General features: G+C 55.3%; 17 protein-coding genes. 12 read left to right on the plus strand and 5 right to left on the minus strand.

What is annotated here, in order from left to right:
* The first annotated feature begins 17 nt into the window (after positions 1-17).
* The 7 genes from Q0O33_RS04750 (at position 18) to Q0O33_RS04780 (ending at position 5610) form a co-directional block, all read left to right on the plus strand.
* A complete protein-coding gene (locus tag Q0O33_RS04750; protein ID WP_295496740.1) occupies positions 18-431 on the plus strand; it encodes an SUF system Fe-S cluster assembly regulator in 414 nt (137 codons plus the stop codon).
* Positions 428-1930: a Fe-S cluster assembly protein SufB gene (gene sufB / locus Q0O33_RS04755; RefSeq protein ID WP_295496742.1), complete on the plus strand. Its 1503-nt coding sequence runs from the start codon at positions 428-430 to the stop codon at positions 1928-1930. Before Q0O33_RS04750 ends, sufB begins: the two co-directional genes overlap by 4 nt.
* Before the next feature lie 52 nt (positions 1931-1982).
* Positions 1983-2726, plus strand: a complete 744-nt coding sequence (gene sufC, locus Q0O33_RS04760; protein WP_295496746.1) for a Fe-S cluster assembly ATPase SufC — start codon at positions 1983-1985, stop codon at positions 2724-2726.
* Between the two features lie 127 nt (positions 2727-2853).
* A complete protein-coding gene (locus tag Q0O33_RS04765) occupies positions 2854-3582 on the plus strand; it encodes a SufD family Fe-S cluster assembly protein (RefSeq protein ID WP_295496749.1) in 729 nt (242 codons plus the stop codon).
* 14 nt (positions 3583-3596) lie between these two features.
* Entirely contained in the window at positions 3597-4805 is a 1209-nt protein-coding gene (locus Q0O33_RS04770) for a cysteine desulfurase (RefSeq protein ID WP_295496920.1), read from the plus strand.
* Entirely contained in the window at positions 4802-5257 is a 456-nt protein-coding gene (locus Q0O33_RS04775; RefSeq protein WP_295496752.1) for an SUF system Fe-S cluster assembly protein, read from the plus strand. The genes Q0O33_RS04770 and Q0O33_RS04775 overlap by 4 nt, the downstream gene beginning before the upstream one ends.
* The gene (locus Q0O33_RS04780) at positions 5254-5610 is read left to right on the plus strand and encodes an iron-sulfur cluster assembly accessory protein (RefSeq protein ID WP_295496755.1); all 357 of its coding nucleotides are present in this window, start codon (positions 5254-5256) and stop codon (positions 5608-5610) included. Before Q0O33_RS04775 ends, Q0O33_RS04780 begins: the two co-directional genes overlap by 4 nt.
* Here the strand turns inward: Q0O33_RS04780 and Q0O33_RS04785 are convergent.
* Entirely contained in the window at positions 5607-7988 is a 2382-nt protein-coding gene (locus Q0O33_RS04785) for a S8 family serine peptidase (protein ID WP_295496758.1), read from the minus strand. The two genes, Q0O33_RS04780 and Q0O33_RS04785, sit on opposite strands and share 4 nt — an antisense overlap.
* 104 nt (positions 7989-8092) lie before the next feature.
* Here Q0O33_RS04785 and Q0O33_RS04790 point away from each other — a divergent pair, with 104 nt between their 5' ends.
* The 4 genes from Q0O33_RS04790 to Q0O33_RS04805 all read left to right on the plus strand — a co-directional run bounded on the left by Q0O33_RS04790 (position 8093) and on the right by Q0O33_RS04805 (position 11096).
* On the plus strand, positions 8093-8767 hold the full coding sequence (locus Q0O33_RS04790) for a pyrimidine 5'-nucleotidase (RefSeq protein WP_295496760.1): 675 nt from the start codon (positions 8093-8095) through the stop codon (positions 8765-8767).
* The gene (dapD, locus tag Q0O33_RS04795; RefSeq protein WP_295496763.1) at positions 8764-9603 is read left to right on the plus strand and encodes a 2,3,4,5-tetrahydropyridine-2,6-dicarboxylate N-succinyltransferase; all 840 of its coding nucleotides are present in this window, start codon (positions 8764-8766) and stop codon (positions 9601-9603) included. Before Q0O33_RS04790 ends, dapD begins: the two co-directional genes overlap by 4 nt.
* 259 nt (positions 9604-9862) lie before the next feature.
* Positions 9863-10033, plus strand: coding sequence for a DUF465 domain-containing protein (locus tag Q0O33_RS04800; RefSeq protein WP_295496923.1), 171 nt, complete (start codon positions 9863-9865; stop codon positions 10031-10033).
* A gap of 73 nt (positions 10034-10106) precedes the next feature.
* Positions 10107-11096: a TerC family protein gene (locus Q0O33_RS04805; protein ID WP_295496766.1), complete on the plus strand. Its 990-nt coding sequence runs from the start codon at positions 10107-10109 to the stop codon at positions 11094-11096.
* Between the two features lie 30 nt (positions 11097-11126).
* Here Q0O33_RS04805 and Q0O33_RS04810 read toward each other — a convergent pair whose 3' ends face one another.
* The 4 genes from Q0O33_RS04810 to Q0O33_RS04825 are packed head-to-tail and all read right to left on the minus strand — an operon-like array spanning position 11127 to position 14575.
* On the minus strand, positions 11127-11447 hold the full coding sequence (locus tag Q0O33_RS04810) for an HNH endonuclease (RefSeq protein ID WP_295496769.1): 321 nt from the start codon (positions 11445-11447) through the stop codon (positions 11127-11129).
* Between the two features lie 33 nt (positions 11448-11480).
* Positions 11481-12815 (minus strand): amidohydrolase, encoded by a 1335-nt coding sequence (locus tag Q0O33_RS04815; protein WP_295496772.1) that lies wholly within the window; start codon positions 12813-12815, stop codon positions 11481-11483.
* Between the two features lie 48 nt (positions 12816-12863).
* On the minus strand, positions 12864-14021 hold the full coding sequence (locus tag Q0O33_RS04820; RefSeq protein ID WP_295496775.1) for a serine hydrolase: 1158 nt from the start codon (positions 14019-14021) through the stop codon (positions 12864-12866).
* Entirely contained in the window at positions 14018-14575 is a 558-nt protein-coding gene (locus tag Q0O33_RS04825) for a DUF3617 domain-containing protein (RefSeq protein WP_295496778.1), read from the minus strand. The genes Q0O33_RS04820 and Q0O33_RS04825 overlap by 4 nt, the downstream gene beginning before the upstream one ends.
* 165 nt (positions 14576-14740) lie before the next feature.
* Between Q0O33_RS04825 and uvrB the strand changes: the two genes are divergently transcribed.
* A complete protein-coding gene (gene uvrB / locus Q0O33_RS04830; protein ID WP_295496781.1) occupies positions 14741-16927 on the plus strand; it encodes an excinuclease ABC subunit UvrB in 2187 nt (728 codons plus the stop codon).
* The last annotated feature ends 2 nt before the right edge of the window (positions 16928-16929 follow it).

Raw genomic sequence — 16929 nt, forward strand, 5'->3', positions numbered from 1 at the left:
TGATTAGGGGACGCAATATGCGTTTGTCGAATATGGCCGATTATGCAGTGGTGATCATGAGCGCAGCGTCGCGCCACTGCGGTTTTGCGCGCGTGTCGGCCACTGATCTTGCCGCCGAAACTGGCCTGGCCCTGCCGACGACGCAAAAGCTGGTGAGCATATTGACAAAGGCGGGCCTGTTGCGTTCGGCCCGTGGTACAGGCGGCGGCATCATGCTGGCCCGCCCCGCAGCCGCGATCACCATTGCCGATATTATCGAAGCTGTCGAAGGTCCGATTGCGCTGACCATATGTTGCGATTCACACAAACAAGCGATGGGGCAACATTGTGTGAAGGAAGGCAGCTGCCACGTCCAGGCGCACTGGCCAGTGGTCAACAATGCGGTGCGCGGTGCCTTAGCACAAATCAATTTGGCGGGATTAACGCGATGAGCGATGACATGGACATTAAGGACAAGGCCGCTTGGGATGCCGCAGAACGCGTCGCGGATTATGAGCATGGCTGGTCATCAGACATCGAAACCGACTTCGCGCCCAAGGGCCTGACCGAGGATACCGTCCGCTTTATCTCCGCCAAAAAGAATGAGCCCGAATGGATGCTCGAATGGCGGTTGAAGGCGTTCGCAAGTTGGAAAACGATGACGCCGCCCGATTGGGCCAAGCTCAACGTGCCACCCATCGATTATCAGGACGCCTATTATTATGCCGAGCCAAAGGCGAAACCAAAGCTTGGTTCGCTGGACGAGGTTGATCCTGAAATCCTGCGCATTTATGAAAAGCTTGGTATTCCAATTGCCGAGCAGAAGTTGCTCGCGGGTGTAGAAGGCGGCGAAGATGGCGGCTTGCCGCAACCCCGCGTCGCGGTTGATGCCGTGTTTGACAGTGTCTCGGTCGCCACCACTTTTCGCGCCGAACTGGAGCGCGCCGGCGTTATCTTCCGCAGCATATCAGAAGCGATTAAAGAATATCCGGAGCTGGTGAAAAAATGGCTCGGCAAGATTGTGCCGATGCACGACAATTATTTCGCGACATTAAACTGCGCAGTCTTTTCCGACGGGACGTTCGTGTACATCCCCGAAGGTGTGCGTTGCCCGATGGAGCTTAGTACCTATTTCCGGATTAATGCCGAAAACACCGGCCAGTTTGAACGCACGTTGATTATCGCCGACAAGGGCAGTTACGTGTCCTATCTCGAAGGCTGCACCGCGCCGATGCGCGACGAAAACCAATTGCACGCCGCTGTCGTTGAACTCGTCGCGCTCGACGATGCCGAAATCAAATATTCGACGGTGCAAAATTGGTATCCCGGCGACGCCGAGGGTAAAGGCGGCATCTACAATTTCGTAACCAAGCGGGCGCTTTGTCAGGGCCGAAACAGCAAGGTAAGCTGGACTCAGGTCGAAACCGGCAGCGCCGTGACATGGAAATATCCAAGCTGCGTATTGAATGGGGAAAATTCGGTGGGCGAATTTTACTCGGTCGCTGTGACGAACAATTATCAGCAAGCCGACACCGGCACCAAGATGATCCACAATGGCAAAGGCAGCCGCTCGACCATCGTCAGCAAGGGCATCAGCGCCGGACACAGCAACAACACCTATCGCGGCTTGGTCCGCGTTGCGCCGAATGCCGAAGGCGTGCGCAACTTCACCCAGTGCGATTCGCTGCTGCTCGGGTCCTTAAGCGGCGCACACACCGTTCCCTATATCGAAGTCCGCAACCCAAGCGCACAGATTGAACATGAAGCAACGACAAGCAAGATCAGCGATGACCAGATGTTCTACGCAATGGCCCGCGGCTTAAACACGGAAGAAGCGGTGACGTTGATTGTGAATGGCTTTGCCAAGGAAGTATTGCAGCAACTGCCGATGGAATTTGCGGTGGAGGCACAGAAACTGCTGGGAATTAGCTTAGAGGGATCGGTTGGATAAACCAAACAGCGCCCAATGATCGAACCAAGCTTTGATGGATAAAAGAAGTAACATGCTCCAAATTACAAATCTCCACGCCAATGTTGGCGACAAGCCTATTCTTAAAGGCCTCACACTTTCCCTGAACGCAGGCGAAATCCACGCGATCATGGGACCGAATGGTGCGGGCAAATCAACGCTTGGTTATGTGCTGTCCGGCCGACCAGGTTATGAGGTGACGGAGGGTGAGGTGACATTTAACGGCCAAAACCTCCTCGACCTCGAACCGCATGAACGCGCGGCGGCTGGGTGTTTTTTAGGTTTCCAATATCCCGTCGAAATTCCCGGCGTATCAAATGTCCAGTTTTTGCGTGAAGCATTGAATGCGCAGCGCAAGAACCGAAACGAAGCTCCACTATCGGGCGCGGAATTTCTTAAAGTTGCGCGTGAACAAGCGACAGCGCTGGGCATGGATATGGACATGCTCAAGCGCCCTGTAAATGTCGGCTTTTCCGGCGGTGAAAAGAAGCGCAATGAAATGGTCCAAATGGGCATCATTAACCCCGCGCTCGCGATCCTCGATGAAACCGACAGCGGCCTCGACATCGACGCATTGCGCATCGTCGGCGACGGCATCAACCGGATCATGCGGCGCCCCGATAAGGCCGTGTTGCTTATCACCCATTACCAACGCTTACTCGATTATGTGAAGCCGGACTTTGTCCACGTCCTCGCCGATGGGCGCATCACGCGGAGTGGCGGACCTGAGCTCGCGCTGGAACTCGAGCGTGACGGATATAAGGAACTAGCGGCGTGAGTATCTACATTGCCTTTATCCAACACCGTCATGCTGAACTTGTTTCAGCATCTATCGTGACGATCAAGCCAAAGAGTATAGAAGCGAAATGGACCCTGAAACAAGTTCAGGGTGACGGAGTGTGGGAGTGACTGCCTTGCTCCCCACCCGCCACGACGAAGCTTGGCACTACAGCGATATTGCCGCGGTTGCTGCGGCGTGGCCTCTTCCTGCGCCTGAAAACATCATTGTGCCCGCAGGCGGTCATTATGCGCGCACGATTGTTCAAGACACGGGATCCATCCACCAAATTGATGTCGCCATTGGCAAAGATGCGACAGCGGCGGTCCATGTGCTCAATATCGGCGGCGAATATGGCCGCGTTGAATTGAATGTGACCTTGCATGAGGGCGCGGATTTCAAACTCGGCGGCGTGCAAATTGGTGGGAACGCGCAGACGCTCGAAATCATTACGACCGTCACCCATGCCGAACCCAAAGCGACGTCATCACAGATCGTGCGCTCGGTCCTCGCGGATACTGCAACCGGAACTTATTTGGGCAAGATCGCGGTTGCGCGCGATGCGCAGCTGACCGACAGTGAGCAATCGGTGAAGGCCATGCTGCTTGACCGCAGCGCGACAGCCAATGCGAAGCCCGAACTCGAAATCTACGCCGACGACGTCAAATGTGCGCATGGTTGTGCGATTGGTGAATTGGACCCGATGGGGCTATTCTATCTGCAAGCCCGCGGCCTATCGCCAGCGGACGCAAAAAAATTGATGCTGCAGGCCTTTGTCGCGGGTGTGTTTGAAGGCGCGGGGGATGAAGAGATGCTGACCGAAGCGGCGTTGAAGAAATTGGGCGAATTGGTGTGAGCACTGCTACCGCCATGTCTCCCCTTTTGCAGGCAGAGAACATTCGCGACCAATTCCCGGGCCTCGCTAACAACTGGCATTATCTCGACACCGCCGCGACAGCGCAAAAACCCCAGGTCGTGCTCGACGCGATGATGCGGGCTGGTGGCGTAGATTACGCAACGGTGCATCGCGGTGTGTATGCGCGGTCGGCGAATATGACGGTGGCGTTCGAAGCTGCGCGGACCCGTGTGGCGCGGTTTATGGGTGCGGCTTCGGCCGATGAAATTGTGTTTGTTCGGGGTGCAACGGAGGGCATTAATCTTGTCGCGCATAGCTGGGGCACAGCGAACTTGATGGCGGGCGACCGCATCATGCTGAGCCAGCTGGAGCATCACAGCAACATCGTGCCATGGCAAATGGTTGCCGAAAAGGTTGGCGCGTTTATTGATGTGTGTCCGTTGACCGAGGACGGTCAGATCGACCTTGATTGGTTAGAGGCCCATCTAACACCAGCGCACAAGATGGTCGCACTCGTACATGTGTCCAATGTGCTTGGTTCGGTGCTCGACGCAAAACGTGCCGCGCATGCGGCACATGCGGTTGGCGCAAAGTTGCTGCTCGACGGCTGTCAGGCTGCACCCCGAATGCATTTGGACATGGCGGCGTTAGACTGCGACTTTTACGTGATGTCCGGGCATAAATTATACGGTCCGACCGGTGTTGGCGTGTTGTGGGCAAAGGCCGAAACGCTGGATACGATGCCCCCTTATCAAGGCGGCGGCGCGATGATTGACCGGGTGACGTTCGAGAAAACGAGTTATGCGCCCGCGCCATCGCGATTTGAGGCGGGGACACCGATGATCATTGAGGTCATCGGGTTGCATGCCGCCATCGACTTCATCGACAGCTTTGGTCCTGACAAAATTTTCGCACATGAAAGCGCACTTGCCGCACAGACGCGTGATGCGCTGCAGTCGATCAATTCCATCACTTTATACGGCCCTGAACAATCCGCGGGGATTGTCTCCTTCTCCATGGAAGGTGTGCATCCGCATGACATCGGCACGATATTGGACGAAGAAAATGTCGCCATTCGCGCTGGCCACCATTGTGCGCAGCCGTTGATGGACAATTTGGGCGTGTCTGCCACAGCGCGGGCAAGCTTTGGGATTTATAATGACGAAGATGACGTCGCGGCTTTGGTGCGCGGCCTCGAACGGGTGAAGAGGATTTTTGGATGAGCGAGAACATCCGCATAGAAGAAGTCGATAGCGTAGAAAAACCGCCAAAGGCGCGGGTTGATAGCGCAACCGAGAATGTCGAACGCGAAAAGGATTATCTTGAGGGTTTCCTTGCACAAAAACCATCTATGCCCGCGCCAAGCGAACCTGACAGTGATTTGTACGAGGCGGTGATTGCTGCGCTCAAGGAAATATATGACCCCGAAATTCCGGTGAACATTTATGACCTTGGCCTCATTTACAATGTCGAGATTAATGATGGCCATGCGGTCGTTTCCATGACGCTCACGACGCCGCACTGCCCGGTAGCGGAATCGATGCCCGGAGAGGTTGAGCTGCGCGTGGGTGCGGTACCCGGCATTGGCGATGCCGAAGTGAATTTGGTGTGGGAGCCGGCATGGAGCCCAGCCAATATGACCGATGAAGCCCGTTTGGAGCTGGGAATGTTATGACTGATCTTAAAACACGCGCGCGCCCTGCGGCAGTTATGCTTACCGCAGCATCCGAGGCGAGGATTGCCGAACTGATGTCCAAGGCCCCCGAAGGCGCGATTGGCGTCAAGCTGTCCACCCCGCGTCGCGGCTGCTCGGGCCTTGCTTATTCAGTCGATTATGTAACTGAGGCCGTCGCGTTCGATGAAAAGATCGAAACACCGGGTGGTGTTTTGTATATTGATGGCGGCTCTGTGCTATATCTCGTCGGGTCAATCATGGACTGGGTCGAGGATGAATTTGCCGCCGGCTTTGTGTTCACCAACCCCAATGCAACTGGAAGTTGCGGCTGTGGCGAAAGCTTTACCGTTTAAAAGTCAAAGTGCAGGCGGAAGGCAACGCCCACATCATCGGGCGCGTTTTCAAAATGCCCTGGCTCCTGCCGCCAAAACAGGTTCGACGAGAAATGGCCGCCATATATCGGCACGCCCCATGCAAGCTCGCTAGCAATTTCCCGCCCCTTTGGTGCAAGCGAAATCTGGCGGACAGCAAATGTCGTTCCAAGCGTTGCATAATCATAAGCCACCGGCAGATTGAGGGCGAGTCCGCCGTGTGTGACGCGCAAGGGCTGCGCAATCCGGAAGGCAATGCGGTCACCGCGCGTCAACACATGAGCGCCCGACAGGTCCAGCGAAAAGGCGTTGCTGTGCAACAGGCTTTGGCCGGCCAGCGACACGCCAGCATTGGGGGTGGTCCAACCCTGCCGCCAGCTTGCGCCAAGCGTCCACGGCCCAATCAATGTCACATCGCCCCGGCCGTCAACAAATAGACTGCGTGCGCCATTTTGGCCAATGAAGTTGGCGAACCGAGCACCAAGAACGGTTTCGTCTTCACGCATCCAATGTGCGCCAACAGCGAGTCTGGCAGGGCCAATCTGGCGGTCTAGCGACAGGCCGAGGGAGGAATAAGAATAAAGCTTGTTTGCGCTACGCAAATACGCCGCGCCACCGCGCTCGAAGACACGTGCCTGGCCTGCCTCAACGCTTCCTGTCAGACCGACGCGCCCAAGTTGACGGCGCAACGCCAATGACTGTCCCGGTGCGCGATCAAAACCGCCGTCCATTTGCGCATCGGTCGCGGTTAGAAACGCAGCCCGCGACATAGCCTGCAATGCCACGACTTGGCCCGCTGCCGCTTGACGGATGCCAAAACTAAACCGTGTGTTGCGTGCTATCGCGGCACTCACGCGGCCTGCCAAAATACGCGCTTGGCTCTGTTGCCCATAGGACAGAGGCAATGGAAAAAAGCGCGGACCTCCGGCGTCACCGTCGCTGATGGAAAAGGCGAGTTCGGTTGCTCCGCGCGATATGCTGACGGATCGTCCCTGATCCACCAAAGCAGGCGTCAGCCGAAGACGTGGCGCGCTTGGGCTTAGCCCTTCGGCCACATTGATATCATACGCACGGCCATAGCTGTCCAACACCACTGCGTTTATTGACATAGGAGCTGAAGCAGCGTCCCCCATGGACATCGATGTTGTCCCGCCATTGCCGTTCAGCGCAACAGCTGTGTTTGTACCGGCCAGCGATGTTGTTCCCGCAGGTGCAAAGGCGCGCCCAATATCCAATATGCCACGCCCGTAAATCGCATCGGTGTCTGGGGCCCCAGCATCACGCGCCGATGTCAGCAGCAAGTTCACAATCTGTGCGCCGGTCAAATTCGGAAAGGCCTGCGCCAGCAAAGCTGCGGCACCAGCGATCTGTGGCGCAGCATAGGACGTGCCATTATACACCCGAACAGACGTCCCATCATTGGCATTTAAACGGTAAATCGTGTCGTTGCGATATTCGCAGCAAATGTTTTGACCTAGGGCAGATAGCACCGCATTCTGCAGAACCCCTGCCTTGTTGCTGAATTTTGCTATGATGCCATCGTCATCAACGGCAGTGGCAATGATGACAAGCCCGTTGCCATTGGCCAATAATGCTTGCGCAAAGGGGCTTGGACTATTCGGATCAAATGCGGGATCTAATTCATTCCCCTCATTTCCTGCTGACACAACCACCACAACGCCAGCCGATGTCGCACGGTTTATTGCGGTGCGCAGCGCGCTGCTTGCGCCGCCTGCACCACCCAGCGAAATATTAATCACGCGTGCTTTATTGTCCACGGCGCGATCAACGCCAGCGGCAATTGCAGAATCGAAGAACGAACACCCCGCCTCATCCACACCCTGAGCCGTTGGGGCGCAGCTTCCCACTTGATCGGCGCGCAATGCTAATATTGTGGCGTTAAACGCTATACCGTGGACATCGCGATCATTCTTGGCGGCAGCCAAAACGCGCGAAACGCTCGTGCCGTGTCCATCATCATCGCCAAGCAGTCGACCCGCGCCCGTCACATCCGCCGACTGCGCATGGATTCGGCCCGAAAACTCGTGGCTATTTGGGTCAATCCCGGAATCAATTACGCCAACAGTGACCCCGTGCCCGCTGGCGCCCGCTTGATAGGCAGTGATCGCCCGATGAAAACTTGGTCCATCCGAGCGGAGATATTCCGGAGTTGCGAAACTGGTCGTTGGCGGCGGCGGGGGTACAGGGGGCGTTGCGGCAGGCGCCGGCGGCAAGTCTGCTGTAGGAGGAGGCGGCACCGGTGTAGAACGCACCTCACCTCCGCCGCAAGCAGACAGCGCGAGTGCAAAAATGAGCGAACTGCCGATCGCAATTTTACGACCAAAGCGAGGTTCATGCATACAGACACCACTTTCAGCGATTAAATATGCAATTAAGCATGGTTCGTTTTTGCTAATCTTAACGTCCCCGTTGAGTAAAGCTGCTTTTCTGGCTAGGCAGTTGGATGCATTCGCGTTTCGAACATATCGACAGTTGGATTTTTGATCTAGACCTTACCCTTTACGGGCCAGAGGCGAATATAATGGCGCAAGTTCGGGACCGAATTGCGTTATATGTTGAACGGTTTTTCAACATCGATTCCGACGCCGCGCACCAAATTCGGCACGCTTATTGGAAGAAATATGGAACCACGCTGGGCGGATTGATGGCCGAACATGCCGTTGACCCACATGGGTATCTTGATTTCGTCCATGATGTGGACATGACCCTGTTGCAGCCCGCCGCCGATCTGCGTAGCCATATCGAAGCTTTACCGGGACGCAAATTGATTTTTACGAACGCAGATGCGCCTTATGCCCATCGGGTTTTAGCGGCGCGCGGCCTTGATGGCGTGTTTGAGGATATATTCGATATTCACCGGATGCAGCATCTGCCAAAACCTGCATCCGCGAGTTATGACAGACTGTGCATTGAGCTACATATCGATCCGGCCCGCGCACTTTTTGTCGAGGATTCGGCCCATAATCTTGGCCCAGCGAAGGCCTTGGGCATGACAACTATTTGGGTGAATCATGACGTCGAAGCTGATAGCAGCGACGCAGAACCATTCATTGATCATGAGATTGCCGATGTAAGCGCATGGCTTTCCTCACTGCACGCCATTGAAAGAACTATATGACTGACCAACTTGCCACAATCATTGATGCAGCATGGGACGCACGCGACAGCATTTCCAGCTTTACCCAAGGCGAAGTGCGTGACGCGGTGCAGACGGCCTTGGCTGGCCTAGATGACGGGTCGTATCGCGTGGCTGAAAAGCTGACTGGCAGTTGGCAGGTCCACCAGTGGTTGAAAAAAGCTGTGCTTTTGTCGTTCCGCCTGAATGACAATATTCTGGTCGATGGTGGGGCGTCCGGCGCGCCTGCTTATGATAAGGTTCCGTCGAAATTCAGCGGTTGGGATGCCGACCGTTTCCGCGACGCAGGTTTCCGCGTCGTGCCCGGGGCCGTTGCCAGACATGGCAGCTATGTCGGCAAAAACGTCATCCTGATGCCCAGCTTTGTCAACATTGGCGCGCGCGTGGATGATGGGACGATGGTCGATACATGGGCTACCGTCGGCAGTTGCGCCCAAATTGGTAAGAATGTACATTTGTCCGGCGGCGTTGGCATTGGCGGCGTTTTGGAACCACTTCAGGCTGGGCCAGTAATCATTGAAGACAATTGCTTCATTGGTGCGCGGTCGGAGGTTGTCGAAGGCGTAATTGTCGAAGAAGGCGCCGTGCTGTCCATGGGCGTGTTCATCAGTTCCACCAGCAAGATTATCGACCGCACGACAGGCGAAATATTCGTTGGCCGCGTCCCAGCTTACTCGGTCGTCGTGCCAGGCTCGATCCCCGGCAAGGCCTTGCCCGATGGTAGCCCCGGCCCAAATTTGTCCTGTGCCGTCATCGTCAAACGTGTCGATGCGCAGACCCGCGCAAAGACAGCAATCAACGACCTGTTGAGGGATTAACTCGACGAGCCGAGTTTCTTGTGTCGCAATCGCCTTGCAATTCGGACTGAATCGCTCCATAAAAATGAAGCGGATCGGGCCCCTCTGACGCTCGCTTCTTCGGAAGGAACGTGATGTCGGCCGCATCGGATGTTTCCGGTGCAGTGGTCAGGTGGTCTTCAAATACCCCCGAAATACGCTTGGCCATGCCCGGAACATCCGATTGAACTTAAACTATGTTCAAAGAGGATGAGCTATGACATTATCGTCATTTCGATTGATGCAATATCACCAGAAGATTGACCGCGAATTGCGCGCCGAAATCACCCGGCGTTGGCCAGACATTTTTCGCGTTCAAAGGCTGAAGCGGCTTAAACTGGCAATCAAGGATAGGCTCGAGAGTCACACAAAAGCGCCGCTGCGGCGGCCTTTGCGTCTTAACAAAATCTAAATTTTGAAACTTAGCCACCACGCGGATTTTCGTCCGCGTGGTGCACGACATCCGGTAAAACAGGGAATATTTCATGGAATTTTTGACAATGGATTGGTTGGGGACACCAGTCTGGTTTTGGCTCGCTTTTCTGAGCATTGTTGTCGCGCTGACAGCCTTTGATCTTGGTATCCTGCACAAGGAGGACAAGGAAATGGGCATCGCCGAAAGTCTGAAGCTGTCGGCTTTCTATATCAGCATTGCACTGCTGTTTGGCCTATGGGTCTGGTTCCAAAAAGGCGCCGACATGGGCATGAAATATTATACAGGCTTTTTCATCGAAAAGGCACTGTCGATCGACAATGTCTTTGTCATCAGCCTGATTTTCACCTTCTTCGCGATACCACGAAAATATCAATATCGCGCGCTTTTGTGGGGCATTATCGCGGTTATCGTGTTGCGCGGCCTCATGATCGCTGCAGGTGCGGCCATCGTGCAGGAATATGGTTGGACCCTGTATATTTTCGCAGGCTTCCTCATCGCCACTGGCATCAAAATGCTGTTCAGTGGTGACCAGGAAATGGACGTCGCGAAGAATCCGGTCGTCAAATATATCTCAACACATATGCGCGTCACCAAGGAGCTTCATGCCGAGAAGTTCTTCGTCATGGTGCCCGACGAGAAATCTGGCAAGATGGTACGTGCGGCAACGCCCTTGTTCCTTGCGCTGGTGGTCATCAACCTGGCTGATTTGGTGTTTGCAGTAGACTCGGTGCCAGCGATCTTTGCGATCACCACAGACACCTTCATTGTCTACACGTCCAACATCATGGCGGTATTGGGCCTGCGCGCTTTGTATTTTGCGTTGGCTGCGATGGTCCATCGCTTCCATTATTTAAAATATGCGCTCGCGCTGGTCCTTGTCTTCATTGGTTCGAAGATCTTCGTGTCCCACTTCCTCATGGACGGCGACAAGTTCCCGCCGGTGTTAAGCCTTGGCGTGACCTTCGGCCTTATCTTGGGCGGCATCCTGTTTTCCCTCTGGAAGACGAAGGATGATGCGCACGCACAAGCATCCCATTAAGGCGCGCAACTCGCGCCTGCGCCGAACATGCTAACGCCGGTCTTTGGTCGGCGCGTTAAAGTCGGGCGGTTTGTTGGCTATCCAGTCGACAAACCGCCCGATTTCGTCATGCGCCAATAAAGCGTCGACAGTGGCGAAGCGCTTTTCGAGATCGCTGTTGGTGAAATTAGCGTGGATGGTCCGGTGGCAGATTTGGTGCACAGGTTGCCGCTCTTTCCCGCCCCGGCTTTTGGGCACGGGATGATGCCACTCGGTCACATTACCCATCGGGCGGGAGCAGAGCCAGCAGCTTAACTCTGGTTCCGCCGACGCATCATCCGGTTCGTAATGATCGCGAATTTTGCGCGCCATAATGGGCTATCCTATACTCTGCTTGGCCAGCGATCAGTTTTTGCTTGGCCCAAGCAAATCGAGCACCGCAGCGGTCGTTGCCTCAATCCCCAGCCGTACGGATGATTCCGGATCAATTTTGAACAAAGGCGAATGGTGGCCAGCCACTGGCGGCCCGCCATTCTTGGCCGCAGCTATCCATTCAGGTTTCGTCCCGCCAACGGCGAAATAATAACCCGGAATGCCATGTTTCTGATCCACGAAGAAGGCGAAGTCTTCCGCGCCCATTGTCGTCTGACGGAATGGTGTCACCACATCATTACCCAAGGCATCGGCAATAGCCCCGTTCAAGCGGCGGGCAAGCGCGCCGTCATTGACCGTGACAGGTGCGCTTTCGATAACGGTTACCACTGGTAACTTATCTGCGGGCAAGCCATGTGCCGCGCCAATGCCCTTGGCAACGCGCTCGATGGAGGCAATCAGCTGGTCGCGCACGGCCTGATTGTTGGAACGCACTGTGACCTGCAAGTCAGCATATTCGGATATGATATTATGCTTTGTTCCGGCGTGGAAAGCGCCAATGGTAATCACGCCGGGGTCCAATGGACCCTTTTCACGGCTGATGATCGATTGAAGACCGACAACGATCTGCGAGGCAATATAGACTGGATCGCGGCCCAATTGCGGCGCTGCGCCATGGGTGGCGATGCCGGGAACACGGATATCAACGCTGTCCGCTGACGAATATTGAATGCCTTCTGAGGCCGAGATTTTACCGGTCTCAAGCTCTGCTGCGACATGGAAGGCCAATGCATAATCGGGCTTTGGAAAACGGGTGTAAAGTCCATCTGCAATCATCGCTTTTGCGCCGCCAACGCGTTCTTCGGCAGGCTGGACGATGAACAATACCGTCCCTTTCCAGCGATCTTTCATCCGCGCCAACTGACGGGCTGTACCCACCAATGAGGTGATATGCACATCATGGCCGCACGCGTGCATAACAGGCATTTCAAAGCCATCGACCCCGACCTGTTTCACTATGGACGCATTGGCAAGACCGGAGCGTTCTTGCACTGGCAAGCCATCCATATCCGCACGGACAAGAACGACTGGGCCATTACCGTTTTTCAGCATGCCCTCGACGCCGGTGCCGCCAACTTTCTCGGTCACCACCATGCCGGGGACGGCGCGTAGCTCCTGCGCCATACGCGCGGCGGTCTTAAATTCGCGGAATGACAATTCGGGGTTGCGATGGAAATGGTCCCACAGGCTTGCCAGCGACTTATCATAGTCGGCCTTAATCGCGTCTGCGTAATCTGGCTGCGCAGCTGCCGGAGTTACGACCAACGCGCTGGCCAATAAGGCGCCCAAAATAGACCGTTTCATCATCTAAATTCCCCCGTTGCCACAATTTTCCGTTATCTATCGCCCACGCTATCATGGGCAGCGGTCAAAGCAATGCCCGACCGTGGAAAATTCATCAACCATCGTCACATAGCGGTAAAAACCCTTACGTTCGACAGGGTTGATCCAAAAGCCTGCGCGCAGCGAATAGGCCTCCCCCACATGGCCGAACCAGCGATTGCCCTGCGTGTCGGTCAACCAATGCACGCCAAGTCCATAGCCGGTAAAATAGCCTTTATCATCATCTCCATTTTTACCGTCAAAGGTCCAGACAGGGCCAATCATCTGCGCGAAACTTTTGGGCGACAACAAAGGTGCGCCATCGCGCAAAAGCAATTGGCCAATTTTTGCCAGATCGCGCGCCGAAATGCGCAAGCCACCTTGCGGGCTAAAAGCAGACCCGTTGCGACCAAGCACATAAAGCTTATCGACGTCACAACTACCGTCGCTGGCTGGATAAACCGCGCATGGATCAGGCCCGTTCATCGGCGCATCGCGCGCAAGGTCTCCATTGGGTCGCAACAATGTAACCGCCTGCGCGCGCCGCCCGTCGCTGCACCCAGCACCCCAATTATAGCAGGCATCCAACCCAAGCGGCGTCAACACCAGCCGCGCCATAAGTCGGTCAAACCGTTCGCCCGTTGCACCCTCCACCACTGCCGCGATCAAGGGCGAATTGATATTGGCATAAGAAAAATAAGTGCTCGGCGCATGGTTCAGTTCCCATGCCTTTGGGTTGGCAAGGACCGTCTCAAGGATGCCATCCAGCGGCACGATATAATCCACAGAGTCACGCAAGCCACTTTGATGCGATAACAAGGCGCGCAAGGTAATCGGCGCATCGGGAAAGGCTGGATTGCGCACCCGCCAACCCAGATATTCATTCACGTCACGGTCGAGATCAAGCTTGCCTTGCTCCGATAGGCGCATGACGCCGATGGCAACGACCAATTTCGAAATAGAGGCAACCCGCGCCGGATCGTCTATGGTCACGGCCCGCCCAGCAACGCCGGCATCGCCCTCCACTATCGCGGAGGTGATGCTATCCGATGTGAAATCGATTTTGACCATTGCAGGTTGGATATTGGTCTGGTCAGAGAGCGTTTCTGCATGAGCGCTTGTTGCACATCCGGCGGCCATTACCGCCGCCAGCGTTGCGCGGACCAATTTTAAGCGGCGGAGGTTCATCATGACGCGGGACAGGCACCAATATATTTGCCCATCGCATTGCCCTGCATGGCGACCTTACCGACCATCGGCAGGCGGATATCTACCCTGCTGTCATAATTAAAATCCGTTGCGCCCATGACGCCGGTAAGTTCCATATCAACGCTGCCCATGCTTTCCATGCCGCAAGACAGTTTCATACGCACATTTTGTCCAGAAACATCGAACGCCTTGTAAACGCATTTCTCAGCACCATTCCCGCCAAAGAAATCCGCATCTGGTGTAGTCGCCTCCGCTTCGGTCAAGCAGCTCCGGCTGGAGGTGCTTTTCGTTACTTCGTTCATGATCTGCTGCTTTTCGGCTTTACCCAATGTCGGAACATTGATGTCCGTAAAGACGAAATTGGTTTCCCAAAGTCCGGCCTTCATTGGAATAAACGCATCATAATCCATTTCAGCGGTACGCTCTTGGCTATCGATGATGCCATTAGCGCGCTTATCTGCGCCTCCGTCAGCTCCCTTGTCCGAACATGCGGATAATGTGAGCGCGGCGGCACCCAGAAGGAAAAATTTAAGCATCGATACACCACCTCATTTCTCTCGAATATATTTGTGTCGCCGCCGCCGCCAAAAGGCAACAGCGATAAAAAATATCAGCCATGCAGCGAGGTAAATTTGGTGCATCGGCTCGCATTCCCACGTAGCCCTCTTGCCCTTGCAGCGTACAAGGCACATAGAGCGAACATGGCAGAGCTCATCATCCGCCGTGGGCTGGAAGAACCGGACACGGTTGGCACCTTCACCCCGCACCGACCGGAACGCCCGTCCAAGTTGGAGGGCGGCAGGCCGTTTAAGATCGTGTCGGACTACGAACCAGCCGGGGACCAGCCGACCGCGATTCGGGAGCTTGTAGACACCGCTTTAACGGGCGAAAAGAACCAAGTACTGTTGGGCGTCACGGGGTCGGGCAAGACCTTCACCGTTGCCAAGGTCATTGAAGCCTTGCAGCGTCCGGCACTTATCCTTGCGCCAAACAAAATATTGGCGGCGCAGCTTTATGGCGAGTTTAAAAGCTTCTTCCCCGACAATGCCGTCGAATATTTCGTGTCATATTATGATTATTACCAGCCCGAGGCCTATGTCCCGCGCAGCGACACCTACATCGAAAAAGAATCGAGCGTGAACGAGGCCATTGACCGGATGCGCCATTCGGCGACCCGGTCTTTGTTAGAACGCGATGATGTCATCATCGTCGCTTCGGTGTCCTGTATTTACGGTATCGGCTCCGTCGAAACATATTCTGCGATGATCTTCGACCTGAAAAAAGGCGAAAACGTTGATCAGCGGGAATTGATCCGCAAGCTGGTGGCGCTTCAATATAAGCGCAACGACATGGCCTTTGGCCGTGGCAATTTCCGCGTGCGCGGTGATAATCTCGAGATCTTCCCATCGCATTATGAAGATACCGCATGGCGCGTCAGTTTCTTTGGTGACGAGATTGAAGAGATTGCCGAATTCGACCCGTTAACCGGCCATACCGGCGCGAAGCTCAACAGCGTGCGCGTTTATGCCAACAGCCATTATGTGACCCCCGGCCCGACGATGAAACAAGCGAGCGAGGCCATCCGTTTTGAGCTGACCGAGCGATTGAAGGAACTGGTCGCCGAAGGCAAATTGCTGGAGGCGCAACGCCTAGAAGAGCGGACCAATTTCGATCTCGAGATGATTGCCGCAACGGGTTCGTGTGCTGGCATCGAAAATTACTCGCGCTTTCTCACGGGGCGCTTGCCCGGGGAACCGCCGCCGACCTTGTTTGAATATTTGCCAGACAATGCGCTTCTGTTCGTTGACGAAAGCCATCAGACGGTGCCGCAAATCGGCGCAATGGCCAAGGGCGACCACCGGCGTAAGTTGACCTTGGCCGAATATGGTTTCCGCTTGCCCTCTTGCATCGACAACCGGCCACTGCGCTTTAACGAATGGGATATCATGCGCCCACAGACGGTGTGCGTTTCGGCAACGCCCGGCGGGTGGGAGATGGAGCAATCGGGCGGCGTCTTTGCCGAACAGGTCATTCGTCCAACGGGACTGATCGATCCGCCGGTTGAGATAAAACCGGTCGAAGACCAAGTGCAGGATTGCATCAACGAATGCCGGAAAACGGCAGAGGCCGGCTTCCGCACATTGGTCACCACGCTGACGAAACGAATGGCAGAGGACCTGACCGAGTTCATGCATGAAGCTGGGCTGCGCGTGCGTTATATGCACAGCGATGTCGAGACGTTGGAACGCATTGAACTGATCCGCGATTTGCGGCGCGGCGTGTATGATGTGCTGGTGGGTATCAACTTGCTGCGGGAAGGTCTCGATATCCCCGAATGCGGGCTGGTTGCAATATTGGATGCCGACAAGGAAGGCTTCCTACGCAGCGAAACATCCTTAATCCAAACCATTGGTCGCGCGGCGCGTAACGTTGAGGGCAGGGTGATTCTCTATGCCGACCGTATGACTGGAAGCATGGAACGCGCGATCCGCGAAACAGACCGCCGCCGTGAAAAGCAGCATGCTTACAATGTTGAACATGGGATAACCCCCGCCACAATCAAGCGCGATATCCATGACATCGTCGCCGACACGGCAAGCCGCGATTCTGTGCTTGTCGAAATTGACGCCGATGGTGCCAACAACCTCGTCGGGCATAATCTGCGCGCCTATATTGACGAACTGGAAAAGAAGATGCGCGCTGCTGCAGCCGATCTAGAGTTCGAAGAGGCAGGCCGCCTTCGTGACGAAATTCGGTCACTGGAGGCAACCGAGCTTGGCCTACCGCACCAGCAACATGTCGCTGCACCCAAGGGCCGCGCGACGGAGGGCCAACCCGGCACGCGCAAAATGCGTTATGGCAAAACGCAGCGTAAATTCGGGAAATAAGG

Origin of the sequence: Sphingorhabdus sp. EL138 (assembly GCF_945862485.1) — a bacterium.
Classification (GTDB): Bacteria; Pseudomonadota; Alphaproteobacteria; order Sphingomonadales; family Sphingomonadaceae; genus Sphingorhabdus_B.

Coding starts and splice junctions, on each gene's coding strand:
- sufC (WP_295496746.1), top strand. CDS start 1,983: ATGCTCCAAATTACAAATCTCCACGCCAATGTTGGCGACAAGCCTATT.
- Q0O33_RS04770 (WP_295496920.1), top strand. CDS start 3,597: ATGTCTCCCCTTTTGCAGGCAGAGAACATTCGCGACCAATTCCCGGGC.
- dapD (WP_295496763.1), top strand. CDS start 8,764: ATGACTGACCAACTTGCCACAATCATTGATGCAGCATGGGACGCACGC.
- Q0O33_RS04820 (WP_295496775.1), bottom strand. CDS start 14,021: ATGATGAACCTCCGCCGCTTAAAATTGGTCCGCGCAACGCTGGCGGCG.
- Q0O33_RS04825 (WP_295496778.1), bottom strand. CDS start 14,575: ATGCTTAAATTTTTCCTTCTGGGTGCCGCCGCGCTCACATTATCCGCA.
- Q0O33_RS04780 (WP_295496755.1), top strand. CDS start 5,254: ATGACTGATCTTAAAACACGCGCGCGCCCTGCGGCAGTTATGCTTACC.
- Q0O33_RS04805 (WP_295496766.1), top strand. CDS start 10,107: ATGGAATTTTTGACAATGGATTGGTTGGGGACACCAGTCTGGTTTTGG.
- uvrB (WP_295496781.1), top strand. CDS start 14,741: ATGGCAGAGCTCATCATCCGCCGTGGGCTGGAAGAACCGGACACGGTT.
- Q0O33_RS04790 (WP_295496760.1), top strand. CDS start 8,093: ATGCATTCGCGTTTCGAACATATCGACAGTTGGATTTTTGATCTAGAC.
- Q0O33_RS04810 (WP_295496769.1), bottom strand. CDS start 11,447: ATGGCGCGCAAAATTCGCGATCATTACGAACCGGATGATGCGTCGGCG.
- Q0O33_RS04815 (WP_295496772.1), bottom strand. CDS start 12,815: ATGATGAAACGGTCTATTTTGGGCGCCTTATTGGCCAGCGCGTTGGTC.
- Q0O33_RS04750 (WP_295496740.1), top strand. CDS start 18: ATGCGTTTGTCGAATATGGCCGATTATGCAGTGGTGATCATGAGCGCA.
- Q0O33_RS04800 (WP_295496923.1), top strand. CDS start 9,863: ATGCAATATCACCAGAAGATTGACCGCGAATTGCGCGCCGAAATCACC.
- sufB (WP_295496742.1), top strand. CDS start 428: ATGAGCGATGACATGGACATTAAGGACAAGGCCGCTTGGGATGCCGCA.
- Q0O33_RS04775 (WP_295496752.1), top strand. CDS start 4,802: ATGAGCGAGAACATCCGCATAGAAGAAGTCGATAGCGTAGAAAAACCG.
- Q0O33_RS04785 (WP_295496758.1), bottom strand. CDS start 7,988: ATGCATGAACCTCGCTTTGGTCGTAAAATTGCGATCGGCAGTTCGCTC.